This is a genomic window from Streptomyces incanus (assembly GCF_042656345.1).
Taxonomy (GTDB): Bacteria; Actinomycetota; Actinomycetes; order Streptomycetales; family Streptomycetaceae; genus Streptomyces; species Streptomyces incanus.
This window is the reverse complement of sequence record NZ_JBHSPC010000029.1, coordinates 41,478-68,165: the sequence shown is the minus strand read 5'-3', so window position 1 is coordinate 68,165 and position 26,688 is coordinate 41,478. Positions and strand designations below refer to the sequence as shown.

20 protein-coding genes are annotated in these 26,688 nt (G+C 71.4%); 9 read left to right on the top strand and 11 right to left on the bottom strand.

Annotated elements, in window-relative coordinates; genetic code table 11:
- Positions 1-67: 67 nt before the first annotated feature.
- Both ACFP2V_RS11510 and ACFP2V_RS11505 read right to left on the bottom strand, forming a co-directional pair.
- Positions 68-2,386, bottom strand: a complete 2,319-nt coding sequence (locus ACFP2V_RS11510) for an ATP-binding domain-containing protein (RefSeq protein WP_381209478.1) — start codon at positions 2,384-2,386, stop codon at positions 68-70.
- Positions 2,383-3,369, bottom strand: a complete 987-nt coding sequence (locus ACFP2V_RS11505; RefSeq protein ID WP_381209475.1) for an aldo/keto reductase — start codon at positions 3,367-3,369, stop codon at positions 2,383-2,385. Before ACFP2V_RS11505 ends, ACFP2V_RS11510 begins: the two co-directional genes overlap by 4 nt.
- A 181-nt stretch (positions 3,370-3,550) precedes the next feature.
- Here ACFP2V_RS11505 and ACFP2V_RS11500 point away from each other — a divergent pair, with 181 nt between their 5' ends.
- Positions 3,551-4,606: an LLM class F420-dependent oxidoreductase gene (locus tag ACFP2V_RS11500; protein ID WP_381209472.1), complete on the top strand. Its 1,056-nt coding sequence runs from the start codon at positions 3,551-3,553 to the stop codon at positions 4,604-4,606.
- Positions 4,607-4,925: 319 nt separating this feature from the next.
- The gene (locus tag ACFP2V_RS11495) at positions 4,926-5,714 is read left to right on the top strand and encodes a ferritin-like domain-containing protein (protein ID WP_381209577.1); all 789 of its coding nucleotides are present in this window, start codon (positions 4,926-4,928) and stop codon (positions 5,712-5,714) included.
- Positions 5,715-5,748: 34 nt separating this feature from the next.
- Here the strand turns inward: ACFP2V_RS11495 and corA are convergent, their stop codons facing one another.
- Positions 5,749-6,753 carry a magnesium/cobalt transporter CorA gene (corA, locus tag ACFP2V_RS11490; RefSeq protein WP_381209469.1) on the bottom strand — a complete coding sequence of 335 codons (1,005 nt, stop codon included), beginning with the start codon at positions 6,751-6,753 and terminating at the stop codon, positions 5,749-5,751.
- Positions 6,754-6,863: 110 nt separating this feature from the next.
- Here corA and ACFP2V_RS11485 point away from each other — a divergent pair, with 110 nt between their 5' ends.
- From ACFP2V_RS11485 to mshC, 4 genes are all read left to right on the top strand, one after another.
- Complete coding sequence (locus ACFP2V_RS11485) at positions 6,864-7,550, top strand: histidine phosphatase family protein (RefSeq protein ID WP_381209466.1); 687 nt, start codon at positions 6,864-6,866, stop codon at positions 7,548-7,550.
- 78 nt (positions 7,551-7,628) lie between these two features.
- Positions 7,629-8,219, top strand: a complete 591-nt coding sequence (locus tag ACFP2V_RS11480) for a DUF3090 domain-containing protein (protein ID WP_381209463.1) — start codon at positions 7,629-7,631, stop codon at positions 8,217-8,219.
- Complete coding sequence (locus ACFP2V_RS11475; protein WP_381209461.1) at positions 8,216-9,016, top strand: SCO1664 family protein; 801 nt, start codon at positions 8,216-8,218, stop codon at positions 9,014-9,016. Before ACFP2V_RS11480 ends, ACFP2V_RS11475 begins: the two co-directional genes overlap by 4 nt.
- 303 nt (positions 9,017-9,319) lie before the next feature.
- Entirely contained in the window at positions 9,320-10,549 is a 1,230-nt protein-coding gene (gene mshC, locus ACFP2V_RS11470; RefSeq protein ID WP_381209458.1) for a cysteine--1-D-myo-inosityl 2-amino-2-deoxy-alpha-D-glucopyranoside ligase, read from the top strand.
- Positions 10,550-10,635: 86 nt separating this feature from the next.
- Here the strand turns inward: mshC and ACFP2V_RS11465 are convergent, their stop codons facing one another.
- The 6 genes from ACFP2V_RS11465 to ACFP2V_RS11440 all read right to left on the bottom strand — a co-directional run bounded on the left by ACFP2V_RS11465 (position 10,636) and on the right by ACFP2V_RS11440 (position 17,962).
- The gene (locus ACFP2V_RS11465) at positions 10,636-11,622 is read right to left on the bottom strand and encodes a PAC2 family protein (RefSeq protein WP_381209455.1); all 987 of its coding nucleotides are present in this window, start codon (positions 11,620-11,622) and stop codon (positions 10,636-10,638) included.
- A gap of 181 nt (positions 11,623-11,803) precedes the next feature.
- Positions 11,804-12,493, bottom strand: coding sequence for a FadR/GntR family transcriptional regulator (locus ACFP2V_RS11460; protein ID WP_381209574.1), 690 nt, complete (start codon positions 12,491-12,493; stop codon positions 11,804-11,806).
- A gap of 186 nt (positions 12,494-12,679) precedes the next feature.
- On the bottom strand, positions 12,680-14,296 hold the full coding sequence (locus ACFP2V_RS11455) for a glycerol-3-phosphate dehydrogenase/oxidase (protein WP_381209452.1): 1,617 nt from the start codon (positions 14,294-14,296) through the stop codon (positions 12,680-12,682).
- Between the two features lie 18 nt (positions 14,297-14,314).
- Positions 14,315-15,850 (bottom strand): glycerol kinase GlpK, encoded by a 1,536-nt coding sequence (gene glpK / locus ACFP2V_RS11450; RefSeq protein ID WP_381209571.1) that lies wholly within the window; start codon positions 15,848-15,850, stop codon positions 14,315-14,317.
- Between the two features lie 110 nt (positions 15,851-15,960).
- The gene (locus ACFP2V_RS11445) at positions 15,961-16,755 is read right to left on the bottom strand and encodes an MIP/aquaporin family protein (protein ID WP_381209448.1); all 795 of its coding nucleotides are present in this window, start codon (positions 16,753-16,755) and stop codon (positions 15,961-15,963) included.
- Positions 16,756-17,197: 442 nt separating this feature from the next.
- A complete protein-coding gene (locus ACFP2V_RS11440) occupies positions 17,198-17,962 on the bottom strand; it encodes an IclR family transcriptional regulator (protein WP_381209445.1) in 765 nt (254 codons plus the stop codon).
- A gap of 316 nt (positions 17,963-18,278) precedes the next feature.
- Here ACFP2V_RS11440 and metH point away from each other — a divergent pair, with 316 nt between their 5' ends.
- The 3 genes from metH to ACFP2V_RS11425 all read left to right on the top strand — a co-directional run bounded on the left by metH (position 18,279) and on the right by ACFP2V_RS11425 (position 24,707).
- On the top strand, positions 18,279-21,791 hold the full coding sequence (gene metH / locus ACFP2V_RS11435) for a methionine synthase (protein WP_381209442.1): 3,513 nt from the start codon (positions 18,279-18,281) through the stop codon (positions 21,789-21,791).
- Between the two features lie 129 nt (positions 21,792-21,920).
- A complete protein-coding gene (locus ACFP2V_RS11430) occupies positions 21,921-22,661 on the top strand; it encodes an HAD family hydrolase (protein ID WP_381209439.1) in 741 nt (246 codons plus the stop codon).
- 444 nt (positions 22,662-23,105) lie between these two features.
- On the top strand, positions 23,106-24,707 hold the full coding sequence (locus ACFP2V_RS11425; protein ID WP_381209436.1) for an ABC transporter substrate-binding protein: 1,602 nt from the start codon (positions 23,106-23,108) through the stop codon (positions 24,705-24,707).
- A 149-nt stretch (positions 24,708-24,856) separates the two neighbouring features.
- Here ACFP2V_RS11425 and ACFP2V_RS11420 read toward each other — a convergent pair whose 3' ends face one another.
- Entirely contained in the window at positions 24,857-25,528 is a 672-nt protein-coding gene (locus tag ACFP2V_RS11420; RefSeq protein WP_055606214.1) for a response regulator, read from the bottom strand.
- A gap of 69 nt (positions 25,529-25,597) precedes the next feature.
- The gene (locus ACFP2V_RS11415; protein WP_381209432.1) at positions 25,598-26,575 is read right to left on the bottom strand and encodes a RecB family exonuclease; all 978 of its coding nucleotides are present in this window, start codon (positions 26,573-26,575) and stop codon (positions 25,598-25,600) included.
- Positions 26,576-26,688: the final 113 nt, after the last annotated feature.

Sequence of the window (26,688 nt, the reverse complement as noted above, 5' to 3'; positions counted from 1 at the left end):
GCGAGAGCGGCATCGGCGGTGGCACCGGGGGTGCCACCGCCACCGCCGTTACGGGTGGTGTCCGGAGTCAGCCGGCCGCTGCCGGGACCTGCGGCGCCAGCAGTACCGGCAGCCGGGTCGTCCGGGGCTTCGCCGCCACCTCCGCCACGGCACGCGGCAGCGCCTGCTCCACCCCGTGCACCACGGACAGATGGCGGTCCGCCCTGCTGAACGCCGTGTACACCCAGGGCCGGCTCAGCGCCTGCACGGCATCGCCGGGCAGGACCACGACCACGGCCGGCCACCGGCCCCCCACCGCCTGGTGTGCCGTCAGCGCCCAGCCGTGCCGTACCGACTGCTCCACCCGCTCCTGCGGTACGACGACGGCCTCGCCCGCGCAGGACAGGTGCAGCCCGTCGGCGTCGGCCTTCACCACCCGGCCCGGCACCGTACGCCCCCGGGCGGGGGAGTAGGCGATCCGGTCGCCCGGGTCGAACCCGCCGAAGCGCCCCGGCCCCGGATTCAGCCGCTCCTTCAACGCCGCGTTCAGTGCGCGCGTGCCCACCGCACCCCCGTGCCCCGGCGTGATCACCTGTGTCTCCTCCGCCGGTACCCCGATCGCGCGCGGCACCGAGTCGACCACGAGCTGCACCGTCCGGTGCACGGCCTCGCCCGGGTCCCGCACCGGCACGATGACGACCTCCCTGCCGGGGGCCGCCACCTGGTTCAGCTCACCGACCCCGATACCGGAGACCAGTTCGCCCAGCGGTCCGGGATCCGGCCGCCGGGAGGCGATCTGCGGGCACGCGCGCGCAGCCAGCAGATCGGCGAACACCCGCCCCGGACCGACGGACCACAGCACGCCCGGATCCCCGGCCAGCAGCAGCCGGGAGCCGTCCGGCAGCGACTCCGTGACCAGCGCGGCCGCCTCGACGTCCAGCAGGGGAGCGTCCAGCACGACGAGCAGGTCGAGCAGCAGCGCCCCGTCGGCGTCCCGCCCCGGCCCCTCGGCACCGGACAGCAGCCCGGCGACGGTGGCGACCCCGGGTCCCCCGGCCCTCTCGTCTCCCGCCGCGGTGACGCCGGCGTTCGTCTCCCCGGTGTCCGTGTCCCCGGCCGTGGCGCCCTCCAGCAGCGCCGCGAACCGGGCACGCCCGACCGGGGTGTGGGTGGTGGCCCAGGCGCGCAGTCCGAGACCGTGTGCCGCCCGGAGCAGAGCCGCCGGCTCGGCGCGCGACGCCTCCCCGCCCGTGTGCAGCACCAGTCCATGACCGGCGACCGCGCGGATCAGCTCCGCCGCGGACCCGCCCGCCAAGGCGGCGGCCTGCTCCCACTCCGCATCGTCCTGCGGGGGAGCTGAGTTGACGAGCCGGGCCAGCCCGTCGGCGAGGCTCTCCTCGGCCATCGCGTACCGCTCGAGCCCCACGAGCACCCTGACGGGCCGCTCCTCCTCAGCGCCGTCCGCGCCGTCCCCGGCGTCGTCCCGCTGCGGTGCCGGGGTGCCCGTCTCCGGCAGCGGGTCCTGGAAGACCAGGACGTCACCGTCGGAGATCGCGGCCTGCACGGCCTCCTCGGGATCCGGTACCCCCTGCCGGGCCAGCGCGGTGGTCAGCGCGGACATCTCCAGGGCGGTGTGCCCGGCCGTCGCCGCCTGCTCCAGCAGCCATCCGGTGACCGCGCGCTCCCGCCGCCCGTCGCCCGGCCCGGCCTCGCCGCCGAGCAGCGCCCGTGCGAAGCCGTCCGCCTGCTCGGGCCGCACACCCGCCACCCGCAACAGCAGCCAGGGATCGGCCCGCAACGCCTGTGCGGCCCCCTCGCCCAGCACACCGGCAGCCTGCACGGCGAGTCCTTCGGGCGCGCCGCCCTGGGCGAGCACCCCGCGTACGGCCGCGACCACGCCGTCGGCGGGGGTCGGCTCGACGGCCACCGGCGGTGCCGGCGGTGTCGGCCGCATCGGTTCGGGGGCGGGCCGCCGCGGCGCGGGCCGGGCCTCCTCGAACACCGCGGCCGTCGGCTTCTCGCCGCTCTCCACGGCCCGTACGGCGGCGAGCAGATCGGCTGCCGTGCCGCTCAGCTTGCCGCCGGCCTCGATCGGCCCCTGCCGCTCCGCCTTCCGCCGCTCGATCCGCTCCCGCTCGGCCCGCTGCGCCAGCAGCTCGGCCTCGGCCTCGGACACCTGCCCGGCCTCGGAGGTCTGCCCGGCCTCGGAGGTCTGCCCGGCCTCGGGCGTCTGCCCGCCCTCCGCCTGCCCGCTCTCCGCCTCTGTGACCTCCGCCTCCGCGGGGGCGACCGGGGCGGTCCCGGGCGAGGTCTCCGAGGTCGCCGCGGCCTCCGGGGTGTCCGCGGCCTCGCCCGGTGTCCCCGGCTCGGCGTTCTCCGTGGTCTCCTCGGGCGGCTCCGTGCTCACAGCGTGCTCCAGTCGTGATCGGGATAGCGGTGCACGGGCGCCGACACATCGTCGAGCGCCCGGCAGATCTCGTCAGGAAGACTAAGGGCCTCCACCGACAACGCCGCCGTGAGCTGCCGCGCGTTGCGCGCGCCGACCACGGGGGCGGCCACGCCCGGCCGGTCCCGCACCCACGCGAGAGCCACCTGGAGTGCGGTCACGGCGAGTCCGTCCGCCGCCGTCGTCACCGCGTCCACGATCCTGCTCGCCGTGTCGTCCAGATACGGCTCCACGAACGGCGCCAGATGCTCGGAGGCGCCCCGCGAGTCCGGCGGCATGGCATCGCCCCGGTACTTGCCGGTCAGCACGCCCCGCCCGAGCGGTGACGAGGGAAGCAACCCGATCCCGGTGTCGACGGCGGCCGGCAGCACCTCCCGCTCCACGCCCCGCTGGAGCAGCGAGTACTCCATCTGGGTACTCGCGAGCCGGGCCCGCGAGCCGGGCGCGGCGAGCTGCCAGGTCGCCGCTTTGGCCAGCTGCCAGCCGCAGAAGTTGGACACGCCGGCATAGCGGGCCCGCCCGCTGGCGACGGCGATGTCGAGGGCCTGGAGCGTCTCCTCCAGTGGGGTGGCGGGATCGTAGGAGTGGATGTGCCACACGTCGACGTGATCGGTGCCCAGGCGCGCGAGCGAGGCGTCCAGCGCGGAGAGCAGATGACCGCGCGAGCCGTCGACCCTGCGGTCCGGATCCGGCACGCTGCCGGCCTTGGTCGAGATGACGAGGTCCCGGCGCGGCACCAGCCCGTCCATGAGCTGCCCGAGCAGATACTCGGCCTCCCCGTCGCCGTACACGTCGGCGGTGTCGACGAGGTTCCCGCCCGCTTCCCAGAAGGTCTTCAAGAGGTCCGCGGCGTCGTGCTCGTCGGTGTCCCGACCCCAGGTCAGGGTCCCGAGGCCGATCCGGGACACGCGCAGGCCGGTACGGCCGAGATGCCTCTGCTCCATGAACGCCGAGATTACTGGCCAGACCTTGTGGTGTGGGTACCTGTGGACAACGGATTTCCCCAGGCACCAGGCACCAGGCCGCCCGGCACGAAGGCCGCGAGCGGCGCCGGCGCCCCGTCCGGCCCCCGCGGTATAGGGTCTCCGCACAAGCGACGTTACTGATGGGTAAGGGGAGACGGCCATGCAGCTCGGGATCAACCTCGGCTACTGGGGCGCCGGAATGGACGCGGACAACCTCGCCGTGGCACAGGAGGCCGACCGCCTCGGGTACGCGGTCTGCTGGGCGGCCGAGGCGTACGGCTCCGACGCCGCCACCGTGCTCACCTGGGTCGCCGCCCAGACCGAACGCATCGGCGTGGGCTCGGCCATCTTCCAGATCCCGGCCCGTCAGCCCGCGATGACCGCGATGACGGCCGCCACCCTCGACTCCCTCTCCGGCGGCCGGTTCCGCCTCGGCCTCGGCGTCTCCGGCCCGCAGGTCTCCGAGGGCTGGTACGGCGTCAAGTTCGACAAGCCGCTCGCCCGGACCCGCGAGTACGTCGAGATCATCCGCAAGGCCATGACGCGCGAGCGCCTCACCCACGACGGCGAGCACTGGACGCTTCCCCTCCCCGGCGGCCCCGGCAAGCCCATCAAGCTCACCGTGCACCCGCAGCGCGAGCACATCCCCCTCTACATCGCCGCGATCGGCCCGAAGAACCTCGAACAGACCGGCGAGATCGCCGACGGTGCCCTGCTGATCTTCCCCTCCGCCGACCACCTCGAGGACACCGCCGTCACCTACCTGAGGGCGGGCCGCGAGAAGGCGGGCAAGACCCTCGACGGCTTCGACATCTGCCCCACAGTGCCCCTCGCCGTCGGTGACGACAAGGACGTCACCGCCCTCGCCGACACCTTCCGCCCCTACACCGCGCTGTACGTCGGCGGCATGGGCAGCCGCAAGCAGAACTTCTACAACCAGCTCGCCGGGCGCATGGGTTACGAGCGGGAGGCCGCCGAGATCCAGGACAAGTACCTGTCCGGCGACAAGCAGGGCGCCGCCGCGGCCGTACCGCACGACCTGATCGACTCCACGACGCTCCTCGGCTCCGTGGACCGCATCGCGGACCGGATGAAGGCCTACGCGGCGGCCGGGGTCACCACCCTCACCCTCGCCCCGGCCGGTTTCACCCTCGACGAGCGGCTCGCGTCGCTGCGCGCCGGCACCGAGGCCCTGGAACGCGCCGGCCTCGCATAGGACTGCCCGCGGGGCTGCGACTGGCCGCCGGGGCAGCCCGCGAGAAATTCCACGGCCGTGGTGGGGGCTTGGGGGTCTTCCCCGCCACGGCCGCCACCCACAACAACGCCCGGCGGCCCCCGTGGTTACGCCCCGGCGCGCCCTCGCCCATCCTTCGTTTGGCGCAGTTGTCGGCCATCCCTGTTGCCGTATGCCCCTCTCCGCATTTGACTCCTTCTCTGCGGACCGCTTCGGACCACCGCGGACACCGCGGAGCACCGCGGACCGATGACCGCGGAACCGCGGAACCGCGGAGAATCCTTGCGGAGAGGGGTCCATGATGCTTTCGGCCAAGAGTCTGTTCCAGGAGATCCTCGACGACGACGGGTCCTTCGCACTGTTCTGTTCCATCGCCGCCAGCGGGGAGTCCCAGGGCGGCTGGGAGAACGCGCGGATCGCCGCGCTGGTCCCCGAGTCCCAGCGCGCGCTCGCTCCCAAGATCACCAGGCACGGCGCCGACGAGGACAAGCACGGCCGCATCTTCAACGCACTGATGAAGAAGCGCGGTGTGCGGCCCGTCCCCGTCCCGCCCGAGGCCGACTACACGATGCTTCTCGAGCGTGGCGGCATCGGCCTGGCGCACGACAAGCTCAGGCGCGACGAGCCGCTCACCGCCGAGGACATCGTCACCTACCTCGCCCACAGCCGGGTCACCGAACAGCGCGCCTCCGAGCAGATGGAACTGCTCCGCAAGCACTTCTCCGACCACCCCGAACTCGGCCGCGCGGTCAGGATGATCTCCGACGACGAGGACAACCACCTCGCCTACTGCCACGAGGAACTCCTGCGCTTCGCCTACGCCGGACACGGCCGCGTCATCCAGCGCCTCCTGCGCGCCTGCGCGCTCGCCGAGATCCGCGTCCACCGGGACGTCAGCCTCGCGGTGATGGACCGGATGGGCCGCATCCTCGGCTGGTCCAGGGCCAGGGCGATACTGCTGGCGGCCGGCATCCACGCGGTGTACGTCTACGAGCGCCTGGGCGGCTGGCGCCGCATGGCCTCGCTGCGGATGCCGGACCGCCGCAACGCCCTGGGCGGCCCGGCGAGCACGGAGCCCGAGTTCGCCTGAGCCACGGACGGAGCCGGATACGGCCGGCCGCCCGCTACATCCAGCCGCGCCGCTTGAACAGCCGGTACAGCAGCACCTCCAACATGGCCATCACCAGGATCACCGCCGGATAGGACCACTCCCACCGCAGCTCCGGCATGTGCCGGAAGTTCATGCCGTAGATCCCCGCGAGCAGCGTGGGAACTGCCGCCATGGCGGCCCACGCGGAGATCTTCCGCATGTCGTCGTTCTGCTGGACGCTCACCTGGGCCAGATGCGCCGAGAGGATGTCCGAGACCAGCCGGTCCAGGCCCTCCACGGACTCGTTCACCCGCGTGAGGTGATCGTGCACGTCACGGAAGAAGGGCTGCGCCTTCTTGGCCACGAAGGGTACCGCCACACCGAACACGCCCGTCCCCGCCATCCCCGCCAGCCGCGCCATCGGGGCCGTCAGCGGCCCCGTCGCCCGGCGGAACTCCAGGATCTGCCGCTTGAAGGTGTAGATCCGGGACGCGGTGTGCCCCGTACCGGCGCCGCCGGGGGAGAAGACCTCCGCCTCCAGCTCCTCCAGGTCGGTCTGCAGTTCGGTCGCCACGTCGAGATAGTGGTCGACGGCGGCGTCGGCGATCGCGTACACCACCGACGTCGGCCCCTTGCCCAGCAGTTTCGGCTCGTGCTCCAGACGGCTCTGTACGGCGTTCAGCGAGGAGCCCTCGCCGTGCCGGACGGTCACCACGAACGCGTCCCCCAGAAAGATCATGATCTCGCCGGTGGAGACGGTGTCGCTGTTCGGCTCGTAGGCGACCGGCTTGAGGACCATGAACAGCGAGTCGTCGTACACCTCCAGCTTCGGCCGCTGATGCGCCTTGAGGGCGTCCTCGACCGCCAGCGGATGCAGTCCGAACTCCTGCGTGACCAGGTCGAACTCGTCCGCCGTCGGCTCGTGCAGCCCGATCCAGACGAAGCCCCCCGAGGTCCGCGCCTGATCGAGTGCGTCGGAGAGGTCGGCGGATCCCTCCGTCCGGCGCCCCTCCCGGTACACGGCACAGTCGACGATCATGGAGCGCACATTCCCCGCACCGGCCGGACAACACATCCGGCGGCGCAGCGGACGGTGCACTGTGCGACGCGCCCGACCGCACATCCGTGCGTGCGCCTACCCTGGGCCGCATGCCCACGTTGCTCCTGGTCCGGCACGGACGATCCACCGCCAACACCGAGGGACTGCTCGCCGGCTGGACGCCCGGCGTCGCCCTCGACGAACGCGGGGCCGGGCAGGCCGCCGCCCTGCCCGGACGACTCGCCGCCCTGCCCCTCTCCGAGGTCGTCGCCAGCCCCCTCCAGCGCTGCCAGGAGACGATCCGGCCGCTCCTGGACGCCCGGCCCGGCCTCACCGCCCACACCGACGACCGCATCGGGGAGTGCCACTACGGCGACTGGACGGGCCGCAAGCTCGCCGAGCTGAAGGACGAGCCCCTCATGGAGGTCGTCCAGGCCCATCCGTCGGCCGTCGCCTTCCCCGGCGGGGAGTCCATGCGCGCGATGCAGACACGCGCCGCCGAGGCGGTACGCGAGTGGAACGCGCGCGTGGAGCGCGATCACGGAGCCGACGCCGTCTACCTGATGTGTTCGCACGGGGACATCATCAAATCTCTCGTCGCCGAAGCACTCGGGCTTCATCTGGACCTCTTCCAGCGGATTTCCGTCGATCCGTGTTCCATCACCGCGATCCGGTACACGCGGCTGCGCCCCTACCTCGTGCGGCTCGGCGACACCGGCGACTTCGCCGCCCTGGCACCGCGCGACGAGGCGCCCTCCGACGACGCCCCGGTGGGGGGCGGCGCGGGCGCACCGTGATCGTCGGCCGCAGTAGGGTGAAGCCGACGCGGCAGCGCCGTGGATACAGGTACCCACAACTCTCAATGGAGACAGGACGTGTCCCGTCAGGTGTTCCTCTACGACCAACCGGAACGTTTCGTGGCCGGTACGGTCGGACTGCCAGGGCGCCGTACGTTCTTCCTCCAGGCCTCAGCCGGCTCCCGGGTGACCAGCGTGGCCCTGGAGAAGACCCAGGTCGCCGCACTCGCCGAACGCATGGACGAACTGCTCGACGAGGTCGTACGCCGTAGCGGGGGCAGCGCCGCCGTGCCCGCCGTGGCACCGGCGGAGATCGCCGACACCGCCCCGCTGGACGCCCCCGTGGAGGAGGAGTTCCGCGTCGGCACCATGGCGCTCGCCTGGGACGGCGAGGAGGAGTGCATGATCGTCGAGGCGCAGGCGCTCGTCGAACTGGACGCCGAATCCGAGGAGGACCTCGCCGAGGCGGAGGAGCGGCTGCTCCAGGACGAGGAGAACGGGCCCCCGATGCTCAGGGTCCGGCTCACCGGCCTCCAGGCCCGTGCCTTCGCCAAGCGCGCCCTCGAGGTCGTCAACGCGGGCCGGCCGCCGTGCCCGCTGTGCAGCCTCCCCCTCGACCCGGAAGGACACGTGTGTCCGCGCCAGAACGGATACCGACGCGGAGCGTGACCACCGCAGACCCCGCCGCCGCGGTGCTGCTCGCCGAGGGCGAGCTGACCGTGCGCGGCCGCATCCGTGAGGCGTCGAACGCGGCGCTGTACTGCACCGTGACCCACGAGGGCCGCGAGATCGCCTGTGTCTACAAGCCCGTCGCGGGGGAGCGGCCCCTGTGGGACTTCCCGGACGGGACGCTCGCCGGGCGTGAGGTCGCGGCGTACCTGGTCTCCGAGGCGACCGGCTGGGGGCTGGTGCCGCCCACCGTGCTGCGGGACGGGCCGTACGGCGAGGGCATGTGCCAGTTGTGGATCGAGACCGCCCCGGACACGGAGCTCCTCGCCCTGGTCGACCGGGAGGAACCCGCACCCGGCTGGAGGGCGATCGGGTTCGCCGAGGTGGGCGAGGGACGCACCGCGTTGCTCGTGCACGCCGATGACGCGCGGCTGCGGCGGATGGCCGTGCTCGACACGGTGATCAACAACGCCGATCGCAAGGGCGGGCACCTCCTGCCCACCCGGGACGGCCGGCTCTACGGCATCGACCACGGTGTCACCTTCAACGTCGAGGACAAGCTGCGCACCCTGCTGTGGGGCTGGGCGGGGGAGCCCCTGACCGGGGAGGCGCGCGAGGTCCTCGAGGCCCTCGGGAAGGCACTCGCCGAGGGTGGCCCGCTGGCCGCCTCGCTGGCCCCGCTGATCACCCCCGCCGAGATCGACGCCACCCGCGCGCGGGTGGCGTCCCTCCTCGCCTCCGGCACCCATCCCGAGCCCGGCGGGGACTGGCCGGCGATCCCCTGGCCGCCGGTCTGACCCGGGCCCGCCGGTCCGGCCCAAGCCCGCCGGTCCGGCCCGGGTCTGCCGGTTTGGCCCGGGTCTGCCGGTTTGGCCCGGGTCTGCCGGTCCGGCCCGGGTCTGCTGGTCCGACTCGGGTCCGGGGGTTCGGCTCGGGTCCGGCCTCGGTCCGGACCGTGCCCGGGCCGGGTGGGGACGGCCCCGCACACCCTCCGCCCGTGCGCCACCTGCACATTCGGCGCTGATGCGCAAGAGTCCCTTCCCGGCCGTCCGGCCTGCTCCGGTTCGTATCCTGGACCATGGTCCGGTTACGCTCATGACATGCATGCCTGGCCCGCTTCCGAGGTCCCCGCCCTGCCCGGTCAGGGACGCGACCTGAGGATTCACGACACCGCGACCGGGGGCCCGATCACACTTGACCCCGGCCCCGTAGCCCGTATCTACGTCTGCGGCATCACCCCGTACGACGCCACCCACATCGGACACGCGGCGACGTACAACGCGTTCGACCTCGTACAGCGCGTGTGGCTCGACACCAAGCGGCAGGTCCACTACGTCCAGAACGTCACCGACATCGATGACCCGCTGCTGGAGCGGGCCGAGCGGGACGGTATCGACTGGGCCGCGCTCGCCGAGCAGGAGACCCAGCTCTTCCGCGAGGACATGACGGCCCTGCGGATGCTGCCGCCCGGGCAGTACATAGGCGCCGTGGAGGCGATACCCGGCATCGTCCCGCTCGTCGAACGGCTGCGCGACCTCGGTGCCGCGTACGAACTCGAGGGCGACACCTACTTCTCGGTCGAGGCCGACCCGCACTTCGGGCAGGTCTCGCGTCTCGACGCGGCCGCCATGCGGCTGCTGTCCGCCGAACGCGGCGGCGACCCGGACCGTCCGGGCAAGAAGAACCCCCTCGATCCGATGCTCTGGTCGGCCGCCCGCGAGGGCGAGCCCAGCTGGGACGGCGGGTCGCTGGGCCGGGGCCGTCCGGGCTGGCACATCGAGTGCGTGGCCATCGCCCTCGACCACCTGGGCATGGGCTTCGACGTCCAGGGCGGCGGCTCCGACCTGGTCTTCCCGCACCACGAGATGGGCGCCTCACACGCCCAGGTGCTCACCGGCGAGTTCCCCATGGCCAAGGCGTACGTCCACGCCGGGATGGTCGCCCTGCACGGCGAGAAGATGTCCAAGTCCAAGGGCAACCTGGTCTTCGTGTCCCGGCTGCGGCAGGACGGCGTGGACCCGGCGGCGATCCGGCTGGCGCTGCTCGCCCACCACTACCGCGCGGACTGGGAATGGACCGACCAGGTCCTCCAGGACGCCGTGACGCGGCTCGGGCACTGGCGGGCCGCCGTCTCCCGCCCCGACGGCCCGTCCGCCGAGGCCCTCGTGGACGAGATCCGCGAAGCCCTGGCCAACGACCTGGACGCCCCGGCGGCGCTGACCGCCGTCGACCGCTGGGCCGTGGCCCAGGAGCAGCGGGGGGGCACGGACGCGGGCGCGCCCGGGGTCGTCTCCCGCGCCGTGGACGCCCTGCTCGGCGTGGCACTGTAAGCGATCGAGAACGCAGTGGGGCGCCCCGTCCGCCGACGGGGCGCCCCACTCCTGCAGTTCGGCCCTCTGGTTCTCCGAGGGGCCCTCTAATCCTCCGAGGGGTCCTCGCCGTCCGTGTCCGGTTTCGGCGGCTTCGGCGGGCGGGGCAGGCTGCCCGGCGTGTCCCGCCGGAACGACGGACCGTCCCCGCCGTCGGCTGTGGCGTGGCCGCCGGGCTGCGGGGGGCCGGACGAGCCGTCACGGCGCCGCAGGTAGCGCTCGAACTCGCGGGCGATCGCCTCGCCCGACGCCTCCGGCAGCTCGGCCGTGTCCCGGGCCTCCTCCAGCGACTGGACGTACTCCGCGACCTCGCTGTCCTCCGCGGCCAGTTGGTCCACGCCCACCTGCCAGGCGCGCGCGTCCTCGGACAGTTCGCCCAGCGGGATGCGCACGTCGATCAGGTCCTCCAGCCGGTTCAGGAGGGCCAGCGTCGCCTTCGGGTTGGGCGGCTGCGACACGTAGTGCGGGACCGCCGCCCACAGAGACACCGCCGGGACGCCCGCGTGCGTGCACGCCTCCTGGAGAATGCCGACGATCCCCGTGGGACCCTCGTACTTGGTCTCCTCCAGGTCCATGCGGCGGGCCAGGTCCGGATCGGACGTGGTCCCGCTGATCGGGACCGGACGGGTGTGCGGAGTGTCGCCGAGCAGGGCGCCCAGGACGACCACCAGCTCCACCCCGAGTTCATGGGCGAAGCCCAGCAACTCGTTGCAGAACGAGCGCCAGCGCATGGACGGTTCGATCCCGCGGACCAGCACCAGGTCGCGTGGCTTGTCGCCACCGACCCGGACCACCGACAACCGCGTCGTCGGCCAGGTGATCTTCCGGACACCGCCGTCCATGAACACCGTGGGCCGGTTGACCTGGAAGTCGTAGTAGTCCTCGGCGTCCAGCGCCGCGAACACCTCGCCCTTCCATTCCCTGTCCAGATGCGCGACCGCGGTGGAGGCGGCGTCGCCGGCATCGTTCCAGCCCTCGAACGCGGCCACCATGACCGGGTCGATCAGCTCGGGAACCCCCTCGAGCTCGATCACCCAGCGCCTCCTTCCGACGTGCCCTCGCGTACGCCCCAACCTTACGGCGTGCCGGGGGAACGCCCGCAGCCCCCTCGCAGGGGGAATGCCCCAACACTGCCCCGGCAGACGCCGGGGAACACCCCGCATCGATCCGAGCTGTCCGGGAGGGCAGCCCACTCACGGCGCGGACGGCGGGCCTTCACCGCGTGGAGCGCAGCCACTGCTCGACGCTCGCGATGTGGACGGTGGCCCACGACCGCGCCGCCTCCGCGTCCCGGTCGCGCAGGGCCGCCAGGATGGCCCGGTGCTCGCGCAGGGTCCGGCCGACGGTGTCCTCCTGGGTGAGCCCCCGCCGGACGCGGGCCCGGGCGGTGGGACCGGACAGACCCTCGAGCAGGGAACAGAGCACGGAGTTGCCCGAGCCCCGCGTGATGCCCCGGTGGAAGTCCAGATCGGCGGCGACCGGGGCCTCCACCGACGGTTCGGGGCCCAGCCCGTCCAACTGCTCCGACAGCGCGTCCGGTTCCCGCTCGCTGATCAGGCCGGCCGCGGTGGCCGTCGCGGCCGGCCCCAGGATGCGGCGCACGGCGAGGGACTCCAGGACCGTGTCGTCCCGGTGGAAGTCCACGACGAAACTCAGCGCCTCCAGCAGCAGGTGCGGATCCAGGATGGTGACGTCCGTGCCGTCGCCCTGCCGCACGTCCAGGATCCGGATCAGCGACAGCGCGCGCACCGCCTCCGGCGGGGAGTTGCGCGACAGCCCCGGTCCGGCGGCGAGTTCGCTCTCCTCGGGCAGCCGGTCGCCGGGACGCAGCGGGCCGGCGACGATCAGCCCCTTGGTCTTCTCGATCGCCTCGTCGGTGACTGCCGTCCCGGCCTCCCTGCGGATCCACTGGGAACGGACGTCCGATGTATTCGGGCCATCATGCGTGGCCCGGGGGCAGGCCCCACAGCCGGAAGGAGCAACTCCGCCGGCCCGCAGGACCGGCCCGGAGTCGCCCCTTCGCGTCGCCGTCACCGTCCCCGTGCCGGAGGGAGGACCGCTCCCGCGCGGGCAGGACCGGTGACCGCGCGGTCACTTCTTGTCGAGCAGGTCCTGGACCTCCGCACGGACCTCGTCCGTGGCCAGCCCCCGGATCGTCAGCGTCGTACGGCGGCGCAGCACGTCGTCCGCCGTCTCGGCCCACTCGTGGTCCCGGGCCCAGACGACCTGCGCCCAGATCTCCGGCGCGTCCGGGTGGACGCGCCGGGCCAGCGCCGGGTCGTCGTTGGCCAGCCGGGCGATGTCGAAGGCCAGCGAACCGTAGTGGGTGGCCAGGTGCCGGGCGGTGTCCGCCGCCATGCGCGGGCCGGGCGCGGGGCCGTCCACCAGCAGCCGGTGGGCGACCGCGCGCGGGTTGGCGACCCCCGGCAGCGGCAGCTTGCTCGGCAGCGAGCCGACGGGCTCGAAGGCGTCGCCCAGCGGGTGGCCGGGCAGTTCCTGGAGCTTGCGCATCACCGTGCGGCCGATGTGGCGGAAGGTGGTCCACTTGCCGCCCGCGACGGACAGCATCCCGCCGCGGCCCTCACTGACGACCGTCTCGCGCTTGGCCTTCGCGGTGTCCCCGGGGCCGCCCGGCAGCACCCGCAGACCGGCGAAGGAGTACGTGATCAGGTCACGGTCCAGCTGCTGGTCGCGGATGGAGAACGCGGCCTCGTCGAGTATCTGGGCGGTGTCCTTCTCGGTGACCGCGACATCCGCCGGGTCGCCCTCGAACTCCTCGTCGGTCGTGCCGAGCAGCAGCATGTCCTCCCAGGGGAGGGCGAAGGTGATGCGGTACTTGTCGATCGGCGTGGCCAGCGCGGCCCGCCACGGGGCGGTCCGCTTCAGGACCAGGTGCGCGCCCTTGGACAGACGGATGGACGGCGCCGCCTTCGGGTCCTCCATCCGGCGCAGGTGATCCACCCACGGCCCGGTCGCGTTCAGCACCAGACGGGCGTCGACGCCGAACTCGTCGCCCGACAGCCGGTCGCGCAGCTCGGCACCCGTCACCCGGCCCCGGGTGAACCGCAGACCGGTCACCTCGGCGTGGTTGAGGACGACCGCGCCCGACTCGGCCGCCGCGCGGACCGTCATCAGGGCCATCCGCGCGTCGTTCATCTGGTCGTCGCCGTACACGGCCACGGCCTTGAGGTTGTCCGTGCGCAGCTCCGGCACGTCCCGTGCGGCCTTGGCGGGGGAGAGCAGGTGACCCACCCCGTCGCCGAAGGCCGACAGGGCCGAGTACGCGAAGACACCTGCTCCGAGCTTCGCCGCGCCGTGCGGCCCGCCCTTGTACACGGGGAGGTAGAACGTGAGCGGGTTCGCCAGGTGGGGTGCCACCTGGCGGGAGACCGCACGGCGCTCGAAGTGGTTCTCCGCCACCAGCTTCACCGCGCCGGTCTGCAGATAGCGCAGGCCGCCGTGGAGGAGCTTGGAGGAGGCGGAGGAGGTGGCGCCGGCGAAGTCGCCGGCGTCCACCAGTGCCACCCTGAGGCCGGACTGCGCGGCGTGCCAGGCGGTGGAGATGCCCAGGATGCCGCCGCCGATCACGAGAAGGTCGTACGACGCCTTGGAGAGCTGCTCCCGGGTCTCGGCCCGGCTCGGGTTCGAGCTGGAAGCCGGGTGCGTCCCCAGGGCAGGCACGGACTGCAGGGTGGACTGAGTGGTCATGTCGGGTCGTGCTCCTCGTCAGTCTTCGTCCTCGAGCCAGCCCATGGTCCGCTCGACGGCCTTGAGCCAGCTCTTGTACTCACGGTCGCGGATCTCCGCGTCCATGCGGGGGGTCCACTCGGCGGCCCGGCGCCAGTTGGCGCGCAGGTCGTCGGTGTTGTTCCAGAAGCCGACGGCGAGGCCGGCGGCGTAGGCGGCACCGAGGCAGGTGGTCTCGGCGACCATGGGACGCACCACGGGCGCGTCCAGGAAGTCCGAGAGGGTCTGCATCAGCAGGTTGTTGGAGGTCATGCCGCCGTCGACCTTGAGGGCGGCCAGTTCGACACCGGAGTCCTTCGTCATGGCGTCGGCGATCTCCCGCGTCTGCCAGGCGGTGGCCTCCAGGACGGCGCGCGCGAGGTGCGCCTTGGTGACGTACCGGGTCAGGCCGGCGATCACACCGCGCGCGTCGGAGCGCCAGTACGGGGCGAACAGACCGGAGAAGGCCGGTACGAAGTAGGCGCCGCCGTTGTCCTCGACCGAGAGCGCGAGCGTCTCGATCTCGGCGGCGGTGGAGATCAGGCCCATCTGGTCGCGCATCCACTGCACCAGCGAACCGGTGACGGCGATGGAGCCCTCGAGGGCGTAGACCGGCTTCTGGTCGCCGATCTGGTAGCCGACGGTGGTCAGCAGCCCGCTGTAGGAGTTGATGATCTTGTCGCCGGTGTTCATCACCATGAAGGTGCCGGTGCCGTACGTCGACTTGGTCTCGCCCTCGGCGAAACAGGTCTGGCCGAACAGGGCCGCCTGCTGGTCGCCGAGCGCGGAGGCGACCGGGATGCCGCCGAGCAGGTCGCCCAGGCTGCCGCCCTCGATCTCGCCGTAGACCTCGGCGGAGGAGCGGATCTCGGGCAGCATCGCCGTCGGGACGCCGATGGACTCGGCGATCTTTTCGTCCCACTGCATGGTGTGCAGGTTCATCAGCATGGTGCGGGACGCGTTGGTGACGTCGGTGACGTGCTTGCCGCCGTCCGCACCGCCGGTCAGGTTCCAGATGACCCAGGTGTCCATGGTGCCGAAGAGGATGTCGCCCGCCTCGGCGCGCTCCTTGAGCCCTTCGACGTTGTCGAGCAGCCAGCGGGCCTTGGGCCCGGCGAAGTAGGAGGCGAGGGGGAGACCCGTCTCGCGGCGGAAACGGTCCTGCCCCACGTTGCGGCCGAGCTCGCGGCAGAGGGCGTCGGTGCGGGTGTCCTGCCAGACGATGGCGTTGTGGACCGGCTCACCGGTGTGCCGGTCCCACAGCACGGTGGTCTCGCGCTGGTTGGTGATGCCGATGGCCTTGATGTCGTCCCGGGTGATGCCGGCCTTCTCGACGGCGCCGGCGACGACCTCCTGGACGTTGGTCCAGATCTCGGTGGCGTCGTGTTCGACCCAGCCCGGCTTGGGGAAGATCTGCTCGTGTTCCTTCTGGTCGACGGCGACGATGCGGCCGTCGCGGTCGAAGACGATGCAGCGCGACGAGGTCGTGCCCTGGTCGATGGCGGCGATGAACGGACCGTGGCCGTGGGAGGCGATGCCGGCGGAGTGGTCGTCGGTCACTGTGTGCTCCTGGAGGTTCCTTGGGTGCGGGGCTGTACGTACGGCGCTTCTACAAGACTCGGGGTTTCCCGGCGGCGGGGGCACCCTCAGGCGAAGGCGATGTTGTAGACGCCCGCCGCGAGGGCGCCGCCGAGCAGCGGACCGACCACCGGGACCCATGCGTAGGTCCAGTCGGAACCGCCCTTGTTGGGCAGCGGCAGAAGGGCGTGCACGATGCGCGGACCGAGGTCACGGGCCGGGTTGATCGCGTAACCGGTCGGTCCGCCCAGCGACAGACCGATGGAGACGACCACGAGGGCCGTGACCAGACCGCCCAGCACGCCGAGGCCGTTGCCCGCGTCGTTCAGGCCCTGGGTGAGCACGGCGATGATCAGCACGAAGGTGCCGACGATCTCCGTGGCGAGGTTCTGCACCGCGTTGCGGATCTCCGGGCCGGTGGAGAAGACGCCGAGCACCGGGCCGGCGCCCCTCTCCCGGGCCTCGACCGCCTTGGCGTCGGCGGCCTGCGTGGCCCGGTCGCCGACGATCTCCCCGTCGGTGAGGTGCGCCTGGAACTGACCGTAGTAGGCCACCCAGACCAGCGCCGCGCCGATCATCGCGCCGAGGAACTCTCCGGCGAAGTAGACCGGAACGTTGCTCCAGTCGCCGTCCTTGATCGCGAGCGCCACGGTCACGGCCGGGTTGAGGTGGGCTCCGGAGAGCGGAGCGGAGATGTACACCGCCGTCATGACGGCGAAGCCCCAGCCGAGGGCGATGGCGAGCCAGCCGGCGTTGCGGGCCTTGGAGGCCTTCAGGGTCACGGCGGCACACACACCGCCGCCGAGCAGGATGAGTATGGCGGTACCGATGGTCTCGCCGATGAAGATGTCGGAGCTGGACACCCGCGACTCCTTTGTCCTTCGTCCAGGGAAACCGATCCCCGGGTCCCGCCGGGGATTGGCGCCCTCCGTGGTGAGAGCGAGGCCGGCCCTTGCCACACCCTAACGCGTATTGCCGGTAGGTGTTCGACAATGCCGACCGATGGACGGGAGTCTTTCCCCGCCCTCACCTGTGCGTCAAGGGTTTGGCCGTCGGAAGCGCGATCGTTACCGGGTGCCCAGGAACGCCGATCCTCGGAATCGATCCATGGGGATATGTCCCGCTCCCCTCTCGCGGAGTACGACGACGGCCGGGACGCCGTACGGCGTCCCGGCCGGGGGTTCGTGAGGTATGCGTCGAACCGGTGCCGCACGGAATCCGGCCTGGTGCACGACCGGGGGCCGTCCTCGGTCCGCCTGCGGCCCGCATGGCCGGCCGGGCCCGGCCGGCGCGCCCGCGCCGCGTTCAGAAGCGGCGGGCGCCCAGGTCTCGCGACACCGCGCGGGCGCAGTCCCGGACCGCCGCGACCAGCTCGGGACGCAGCTCGCCGTCCCGCTGCAGCCGCTCCACCGCGCCCATGACGCCGACCGCGCCGACCGGCATGCGCCGCCGGTCGTGGACGGGGGCGGCGATCGAGGCCACTCCCTCCCAGGTCTCCTCGACGTCCGCCGCGTACCCGCGCGCGCGGGTGACGTCGAGGATCCGCTCGAAGGCGTCCGGGTCGCACACGGTGCGCTCGGTGAACGCCTTGCGGTCGGCCTCCAGGGCCTCGCTGTGGGCCACCGGGTCGTAGGCCGCCAGCACCTTGCCCAGAGCCGTGGAGTGCAGTGGCTGCATGGCCCCCACCTCCAGGACCTGCCGGCTGTCGTCGGGCCGGAACACGTGGTGCACGATCAGCACGCCCTGCTGGTGCAGCACCCCCAGATAGACGCTCTCCCCGCTGGAGCGGGCCAGGTCGTCCGTCCACACCAGGGCGCGCGCCCGCAGCTCGTGCACGTCGAGATAGGTGGTTCCCAGGCGCAGCAGCTCCGCGCCCAGCTGGTAACGGCCGGAGACTTCGTCCTGTTCGACGAAGCCCACGTGCTGGAGGGTGCGCAGGATGCCGTGGGCCGTCCCCTTGGCGAGGCCCAGCGACGAGGCGATGTCCGAGAGGCCGAGCCGCCGCTCGCCGCCCGCCAGCAGGCGCAGCATCGCTGCCGCCCGTTCGAGCGACTGGATGTTCCGTGCCATCGCCGTGCTGCCTCCGATCCCCTCGACCGCCGCCCCGCGACGCTGCCACTGTTCGGCAATGCCGAACACTACCGCCCGATGTCGATCTCCCGCCAACGATCCGCCGTCATCGGCCGGGAACCGCGGTGTCGTCCGTCGCGTCACCCGAACGCGGGACACCGGGGCCCGTTCATCATGGTCCGGCTTGTGGACTGCCCGAACACCGGGGAGCGGTCCCGGCTACGCTGGCGACGTGCCCTGCCCGGGAGGTTCCATCGGGGATCGTTCCGGACAGCCGCAAAGCCGACAGTCGTCGCATTTGAGGGAGCCCTTTGACATGGCCTCGTTGCCGCTGAACCCTTCCGTCGACAGCCGGACCCGTGTGTCCGCGCTCCGAGAGGCCCTCGCCACCCGAGTGGTGGTCGCCGACGGAGCGATGGGCACCATGCTTCAGGCGCAGGACCCCACACTCGAAGACTTCGAGGACCTCGAGGGCTGCAACGAGATCCTGAACCTGACACGCCCGGACATCGTCCGCTCGGTCCACTCCGAGTACTTCGACGCCGGCGTCGACTGCGTCGAGACCAACACCTTCGGCGCCAACCACAGCGCCGCCTCCGAGTACGACATCGCCGACCGCGTGCACGAGCTCTCCGAGGCGGGTGCCCGTCTCGCCCGCGAGGTCGCCGACGAGCACACCGCACGCGACGGCCGCATCCGCTGGGTGCTCGGCTCGATCGGCCCCGGCACCAAGCTCCCGACCCTCGGCCACATCGGCTACGGCACGATCCGCGACGGCTACCAGGCCAACACCGAGGGCCTGCTCGCCGGCGGCGCCGACGCACTGATCGTCGAGACCACCCAGGACCTGCTCCAGACCAAGGCGTCGATCCTCGGCGCCCGCCGCGCCATGGAGGCGACCGGCGTCGAGGTGCCGTTGTTGGCCTCCATGGCGTTCGAGACCACCGGCACCATGCTCCTCGGGTCCGAGATCGGCGCCGCGCTCACCGCGCTGGAGCCGCTCGGCATCGACATGATCGGCCTGAACTGCTCCACCGGCCCCGCCGAGATGAGCGAGCACCTTCGCTACCTCGCCCGGCACTCCCGCATCCCCCTGCTGTGCATGCCCAACGCCGGCCTGCCGGTCCTCACCAAGGACGGCGCCCACTTCCCGCTCGGTCCCGAGGGCCTGGCCGACGCCCAGGACACCTTCGTCCGCGACTACGGCCTGTCCCTGGTCGGCGGCTGCTGCGGCACCACCCCGGAGCACCTGCGGCAGCTCGTGGAACGCGTACGGGGCGTCACCCCGCCCGAGCGCACCCCCCAGCCGGAGCCGGGCGCCGCCTCCCTCTACCAGAGCGTGCCCTTCCGCCAGGACACCTCCTACCTCGCGATCGGTGAGCGCACCAACGCCAACGGGTCCAAGAAGTTCCGGGAGGCCATGCTCGAGGGCCGCTGGGACGACTGCGTGGAACTGGCCCGCGAGCAGATCCGCGAGGGCGCGCACATGCTCGACCTGTGCATCGACTACGTCGGCCGCGACGGCGTCGCCGACATGGAGGAACTGGCCGGCCGGTTCGCCACCGCCTCCACCCTGCCGATCGTGCTGGACTCCACCGAGGTCCCCGTCCTGCGGGCCGGTCTGGAGAAGCTCGGCGGCCGGGCGGTCATCAACTCGGTGAACTACGAGGACGGCGACGGCCCCGAGTCCCGCTTCGCGCGTGTCGCGCAGCTGGCCAGGGAACACGGCGCGGCGCTGATCGCGCTGACCATCGACGAGGTGGGCCAGGCCCGCACCGCCGAGAAGAAGGTCGAGATCGCCGAGCGCCTGATCGCCGACCTGACCGGAAACTGGGGCATCCACGAGGAGGACATCCTCATCGACTGCCTCACCTTCACCATCTGCACCGGCCAGGAGGAGTCCCGCAAGGACGGCGTCGCCACCATCGAGGGCATCCGCGAGCTGAAGCGTCGCCACCCCGAGGTGCAGACCACCCTGGGACTGTCGAACATCTCCTTCGGCCTCAACCCGGCCGCCCGCATTCTGCTCAACTCCGTCTTCCTCGACGAATGCGTCAAGGCGGGCCTGGACTCGGCGATCGTGCACGCGTCGAAGATCCTGCCCATCGCCCGCTTCAGCGAGGAAGAGGTCACCACCGCCCTCGACCTGATCCACGACCGGCGCCGCGAGGGCTACGACCCGCTGCAGAAGCTGATGCAGCTCTTCGAGGGCGCCACCGCCAAGTCCCTGAAGGCCGACAAGGCCGAGGAGCTGGCCGCGCTGCCCCTGGACGAGCGACTCAAGCGGCGGATCATCGACGGCGAGCGCAACGGCCTGGAGGCCGACCTCGACCAGGCGCTCGAGACCCGCAAGGCCCTCGACATCGTCAACGACACCCTGCTGGACGGGATGAAGGTGGTCGGCGAGCTGTTCGGCTCCGGCCAGATGCAGCTCCCGTTCGTGCTCCAGTCCGCCGAGGTGATGAAGAACGCGGTCGCCCACCTGGAACCGCACATGGAGAAGACCGACGAGGACGGCAAGGGCACCATCGTGCTCGCCACCGTCCGCGGCGACGTCCACGACATCGGCAAGAACCTGGTCGACATCATCCTGTCGAACAACGGCTACAACGTGGTCAACCTCGGCATCAAGCAGCCCGTCTCGGCCATCCTGGAGGCCGCCGACCAGCACCGTGCCGACGTCATCGGCATGTCGGGGCTGCTGGTGAAATCCACGGTGATCATGAAGGAGAACCTGGAGGAGCTCAACCAGCGCGGCATGGCCGCCGACTTCCCGGTGATCCTCGGCGGCGCCGCACTGACCCGCGCCTACGTCGAACAGGACCTGCACGAGATCTACCAGGGCGAGGTCCGCTACGCCCGCGACGCCTTCGAGGGCCTGCGTCTGATGGACGCCCTCATCGGCATCAAGCGCGGCGTGCCCGGCGCCCAGCTGCCCGAGCTGAAGCAGCGCCGAGTCCGCGCGGCCACCGTGGAGATCGACGAGCGCCCCGAGGCCGGTCATGTCCGCTCGGACGTCGCCGTCGACAACCCGGTCCCGGAACCCCCGTTCTGGGGCACCCGGGTGATCAAGGGGATCCAGCTCAAGGAGTACGCGTCCTGGCTCGACGAGGGCGCCCTGTTCAAGGGGCAGTGGGGCCTGAAGCAGGCCCGCGCCGGCGACGGGCCGACGTACGAGGAGCTCGTGGAGACCGAGGGCCGGCCCAGGCTGCGCGGCCTGCTGGACCGGCTCCAGACGGACAACCTGCTCGAGGCGGCCGTGGTGTACGGCTACTTCCCGTGCGTCTCCAAGGACGACGACCTGATCGTCCTGGACGAGGCGGGCAACGAACGCACCCGCTTCACCTTCCCGCGCCAGCGCCGCGGACGCCGGCTGTGCCTGGCCGACTTCTTCCGCCCGGAGGAGTCCGGCGAGACCGATGTCGTCGGCTTCCAGATCGTCACCGTCGGCTCCCGCATCGGCGAGGAGACCGCGCGGATGTTCGCGGCCAACGCCTACCGCGACTACCTCGAACTGCACGGACTGTCCGTGCAGCTGGCCGAGGCGCTCGCCGAGTACTGGCACGCGCGGGTGCGCTCCGAACTCGGCTTCGCCGGTGAGGACCCGGCCGGAATGGAGGACATGTTCGCCCTGAGGTACCGGGGCGCCCGCTTCTCCCTCGGCTACGGCGCCTGCCCCGATCTGGAGGACCGCGCCAAGATCGCCGAGATGCTCCGGCCGGAGCGCATCGGCGTCCACCTGTCCGAGGAGTTCCAGCTCCACCCCGAGCAGTCCACGGACGCCATCGTGATCCACCACCCGGAGGCCAAGTACTTCAACGCCCGCTGACCCGGGCCCAGGAGACCCGTGAGTCACCGGAAGCGTTTGCCCCGGGCACCACGTACACTGGTCGGTCCATCGCAGGCCGGTTCCCTTTGTGGGAACCGGCCTGATCGTCCCTTTGACGGAGGTACGTGGATGACCAGTACGGTTCCCGCGCTCGACGGCCTTCCCCAGAGTCTCCGGTCCGCCCGGGCGGGGGAGCCCCGCACGGCCGGAGGGTTCACCCTTCAGGCCGTATTCCTGGACATGGACGGCACCCTGGTCGACACCGAGGGCTTCTGGTGGGACGTCGAGGTCGAGGTGTTCGCCTCCCTCGGCCACACCCTCGACGACTCCTGGCGGCACGTCGTGGTCGGCGGCCCCATGACCCGCAGCGCGGGCTTCCTCATCGAGGCGACCGGGGCCGACATCCCCCTCGCCGAACTGGCGGTGCTGCTCAACGACGGTTTCGAGGACCGTATCGCCGATGCCCTGCCGCTCATGCCCGGCGCCGCCCGCCTGCTGGCCGAACTGTCCGAGCACGGCATCCCCACGGCCCTGGTCTCCGCCTCGCACCGGCGCATCATCGACCGGGTGCTCACCTCACTGGGCCCCCAGCACTTCGCGCTGTCGGTCGCCGGTGACGAGGTTCCGCGCACCAAGCCGCACCCCGACCCGTATCTGGCCGCCGCCGTCGGACTCGGTGTGAACCCCCTGAGGTGCGCCGCCGTCGAGGACACGGCGACCGGTGTCGCTTCCGCCGAGGCCGCGGGGTGCCACGTCGTGGCGGTGCCCTCGGTGGCCCCGATCGAGGCTGCCGTCCGGCGGACCGTCGTCCCCTCGCTGGAAGCCGTCGACCTGACCTTTCTGCACGGCCTGATGACGGAAATGCGCTAGTCGTTCACCGAGCGTAGACCGGTGTAAGCGGCCGGAATTCCAAGAGCCCGCGCCCCGGACGTCCTGATGGGTGCCCGAAGGAATTCGGACTGCTACCGAACGGTGAATTCCGTCCACCCGGGCCGGATTTCACGTGTGATGTTCGACACTTTTCGGAGTCTCGACAGGGGGGTCGGCATGTGTTGTCCGCCCCATTTCGACAGGCCTTCGCGTTCCCTTGTGTCCCGATTGGTGGATCACTGCACCAATCCTGCCGCACCGGCGTTTGTCGGTGCGTTCGCACCCGGTTCCACTGCGTGATGGAGACTCAACTTCGGTGGCTGCGGCCCTTCCCGCGAGTCCGGACTAACCTCATCGCGAGAACCTTGCCCCCATCCCCGTGAGTCGGTAGCAACACCCTGTATGCCGCATACACGGAGTCGACAGCTCTGGAGAAACTCGAGCATGAACCGCAAGACTTTGGTGTTGGCGGCCACGATTGGTCTGCTCGCGCCGGTACTCGCCGGCTGTGGCGATACCGATGGCGGGAGCGGCGGCGACGCGATCGTCGTCGGCACCACGGACCGGTTCACCGCTTCGGAGGAGGAGCCCGCGCCGGTCGACCCGGCGTACGCCTACGACGTCGGTACCTGGAACATCCTGCGCCAGACCGTGCAGACGCTGCTGATCCAGCCGCGCGGTGACGGCGCGCCGGTGCCCGAGGCAGCCGAGAGCTGCGGTTTCACCGACTCCGGCAACGAGCGGTACAGCTGCACCCTGCGCGAAGGCCTGAAGTTCTCGAACGGTGACCCCATCACCGCGGCCGATGTGAAGTACTCCATCGACCGCGCCCTGGCGATCAAGGCCGACAGCGGTGTCTTCGCGCTGCTGTCCACCATCGACACCGTCGAGACGCAGGGCGACCGCGAGGTGATCTTCCACCTCGAGTCGGCGGACGCCACCTTCCCGTACAAGCTGTCCACCCCGGTCGCGGGCATCGTCCCCGAGGGCTCCTACGACAAGGGCAAGCTGCGCGACGGGTTCGACGTCGACGGCTCCGGCCCGTACACGTTCGAGACCGAGGTCAAGGACGGTGTGCTGACCCGCGCCACCTACATCAAGAACCCCTCCTACAAGGGGTCCCTGAAGGTCGGCCACGACAGGATCGAGATGCTCTCCTACGAGAGCGCCGAGGCCATGGGCGAGGCGCTCGAGAGCCACGAGATCGACGTCATGACCCGCAGCATGTCCCCTGAGCAAGTCCGGGAGCTCGACAACAACTCCGACGACACCATCGACCTCATTGAGTCGCCGGGTCTGGAGATCCGCTACCTGGCCTTCAATACCGAGGCCCCCGGCGTGGAGGCCAAGGCCGTCCGCCAGGCCATGGCCTACATCATCAACCGCAGCGAACTGGTCGCCAAGGTCTACGGCTCCCAGGCCGAGCCGCTGTACTCGCTGGTTCCCGCGACCGTCACCGGTCACTCCAACGCGTTCTTCAACAAGTACGGCGACCCCGACATCTCCAAGGCCCGCCAGTTGCTGGAGGAGGCCGCCATCACCACCCCGGTGAAGATGACGCTGCATTACACGACCGACCACTACGGTCCCGCGACCAAGGCGGAGTTCGAGCAGCTCAGCAAGCAACTCAACGACAGCGGCCTGTTCGACACCGACACCAAGGGCGCGGCCTGGGAAACCTTCCGGCCGGACGGCCAGGAGGGCAAGTTCGACGTCTACGGCATGGGCTGGTTCCCCGACTACCCGGACGCCGACGCGTTCATCGCGCCGTTCCTGGACGAGGACAACTTCCTCAACTCGCCGTACGCCAACGCCAAGGTCCGCAAGGAACTGATTCCGGAGTCCCGCCGTCAGGCCGACCGTCTGGCCGCCGCCGGCAGCCTGAACAAGATCCAGGACATCGTTGCCGAGGACGTGCCCGTGCTGCCGCTGTGGCAGGGCAAGCAGTACGTCGCCGCGAACGACAACGTCACCGGTACCGCGTACCTGCTCAACTCCTCCTCCACGCTCCAGCTGTGGGAGCTGGGCCGCGGCGTGAGCGGCTGACACGACAGGGCCCGGACCGGGTCCGCACACACCGAGGGCGCCTCCACTACCCGGCTCGTGGGTAGTGGAGGCGCCCTCGGTGTCGTACGAGCGCGATGAACAGGGCGAAGACGCTCCTGACAAGGGGCGCCGTGCGGCCCCGGCGTGCGCTACTGCGCCCCGGGGCGCACCAGCCCGCTCTCGTACGCGTACACCGCGGCCTGCACCCGGTCGCGCAGCCCGAGCTTCGTCAGGACATGACCGACGTGCGTCTTCACCGTGGTCTCGCTGACGAACAGGTCCGCGGCGATCTCCGCGTTGGACAGTCCCCGTGCCACCAGCTTCAGCACCTCGACCTCCCGGTCGGTCAGCGTGTGCAGTGTGTCCGGCACCGGCTCGTCACCGGATGGCAGATGCGTGGCGTACTTGTCCAGCAGCCGGCGCGTGATGCTCGGGGCGAGCATCGCCTCACCGGCGGCCACCACCCGGATCGCCTGCACCAGCTCATCGGCCGGGGCGTCCTTCAGCAGGAAGCCGCTGGCGCCCGCGCGCAGTGCCTCCACCACGTACTCGTCGAGATCGAACGTGGTCAACACCAGGACCTTCGCCGGGCCGTCCCGCTCGGGGCCGGTGATCTGCCGGGTCGCCTCCACGCCGTCCATCCGCGGCATGCGGATGTCCATCAGCACCACGTCGGGCTGCAGCGCCCGCACCTGATCCTGGGCCTGGAGGCCGTCCCCGGCCTCGCCGACGACCGCGATGTCCTGCTCGGCCTCCAGGATCATCCGGAAGCCGGTGCGCAGCAGCGGCTGGTCATCGACCAGTAGGACGCGGATGGCCACGTAAGTCTCCTTCGCTAGTCCGCCCTCATTGTGCCCTGGGCCCTCCGGCCCGCCGGAGTCCGGGGCACATCACACCGCGTCGGACCCGGCGGTCCGTACCGGCAGCGGATAGGGCGGGGGAGTGCCGCCGAACTCCGGGCAGTGCGCCCGGTGGTCGCACCAGCCGCACAGCTTGGTGGGGCGCGGCCGCCAGTCACCCGTCTCCGTGGCCTCCCGGATCGCCTCCCACAACGCCAGCAGCTTGCGCTCGACGCGCTCCAGATCGGCGCGGACGGGGTCGTACGTCAGCACATCGCCGCTGCCCAGGTACACGAGCTGCAGCCGGCGCGGAATCACCTGCTTCAGCCGCCATACCACCAGGGCGTAGAACTTCATCTGGAACAGCGCGCCCTCCGCGTACTCCGGCCGCGGTGCTTTGCCCGTCTTGTAGTCGACGATCCGCACCTCACCGGTGGGCGCCACATCCACCCGGTCGATGATCCCGCGCAGCCTCAGCCCGGAATCCAGCTCGGCCTCCACGAACAACTCCCGCTCGGCGGGCTCCAGCCGGCTCGGATCCTCCAGGCCGAACCAGCGCTCCACCAGCTGCTCCGCCTCCGCCAGCCAGCGGGCCAGCCGCTCACCCTCCGGATCCTCGGCGAACAGCTCCATGACCTCCGGCCGGGACTCCCGCAACCGGTCCCACTGCCCCGGTACCAGCGCCTTCGCCCGCGGCGCGGTGCGCTCGGCGGCCGGGACATCGAACAGGCGTTCCAGTACCGCGTGCACCAGAGTGCCCCGCGTCGCCGCCTCGCTCGGCTTCTCCGGCAGCCGGTCGATGACCCGGAACCGGTACAGCAGCGGACACTGCATGAAGTCACTGGCGCGCGACGGGGACAGCGAGGCGGGCGGCGCGGCGGGCCGCACGGCAGGCACTGCGGCGTCCCCGGCCGCCACGGCCACGGCCGCGTCCTCGCCCACGGCCGCCTCCCCGGCCGCGGCCGGCGCATCCACCGCCACGATCGGCATGCTGTCGGACCGCCCCGCGGCCCCGGTGCTCGTCTCCATGTCCACAGACCTTACGGCCCGGCACTGACAGTGATCGCACGTTGCGGGGTGACCGAAGGGGGAGAAGGGGAAGGAGGGGGAGAGCAGGCGCGGTGACGGAGGGGAACGGTCAG

Bases quoted from the DNA above. Each gene is read 5' to 3' on its own strand.
- ACFP2V_RS11485 (WP_381209466.1), top strand. From the start codon at position 6,864: ATGCCCACGTTGCTCCTGGTCCGGCACGGACGATCCACCGCCAACACC.
- ACFP2V_RS11430 (WP_381209439.1), top strand. From the start codon at position 21,921: ATGACCAGTACGGTTCCCGCGCTCGACGGCCTTCCCCAGAGTCTCCGG.
- ACFP2V_RS11495 (WP_381209577.1), top strand. From the start codon at position 4,926: ATGCTTTCGGCCAAGAGTCTGTTCCAGGAGATCCTCGACGACGACGGG.
- corA (WP_381209469.1), bottom strand. From the start codon at position 6,753: ATGATCGTCGACTGTGCCGTGTACCGGGAGGGGCGCCGGACGGAGGGA.
- ACFP2V_RS11415 (WP_381209432.1), bottom strand. From the start codon at position 26,575: ATGGAGACGAGCACCGGGGCCGCGGGGCGGTCCGACAGCATGCCGATC.
- ACFP2V_RS11455 (WP_381209452.1), bottom strand. From the start codon at position 14,296: ATGACCACTCAGTCCACCCTGCAGTCCGTGCCTGCCCTGGGGACGCAC.
- ACFP2V_RS11440 (WP_381209445.1), bottom strand. From the start codon at position 17,962: ATGGCACGGAACATCCAGTCGCTCGAACGGGCGGCAGCGATGCTGCGC.
- metH (WP_381209442.1), top strand. From the start codon at position 18,279: ATGGCCTCGTTGCCGCTGAACCCTTCCGTCGACAGCCGGACCCGTGTG.
- mshC (WP_381209458.1), top strand. From the start codon at position 9,320: ATGCATGCCTGGCCCGCTTCCGAGGTCCCCGCCCTGCCCGGTCAGGGA.
- ACFP2V_RS11425 (WP_381209436.1), top strand. From the start codon at position 23,106: ATGAACCGCAAGACTTTGGTGTTGGCGGCCACGATTGGTCTGCTCGCG.
- ACFP2V_RS11505 (WP_381209475.1), bottom strand. From the start codon at position 3,369: ATGGAGCAGAGGCATCTCGGCCGTACCGGCCTGCGCGTGTCCCGGATC.
- ACFP2V_RS11500 (WP_381209472.1), top strand. From the start codon at position 3,551: ATGCAGCTCGGGATCAACCTCGGCTACTGGGGCGCCGGAATGGACGCG.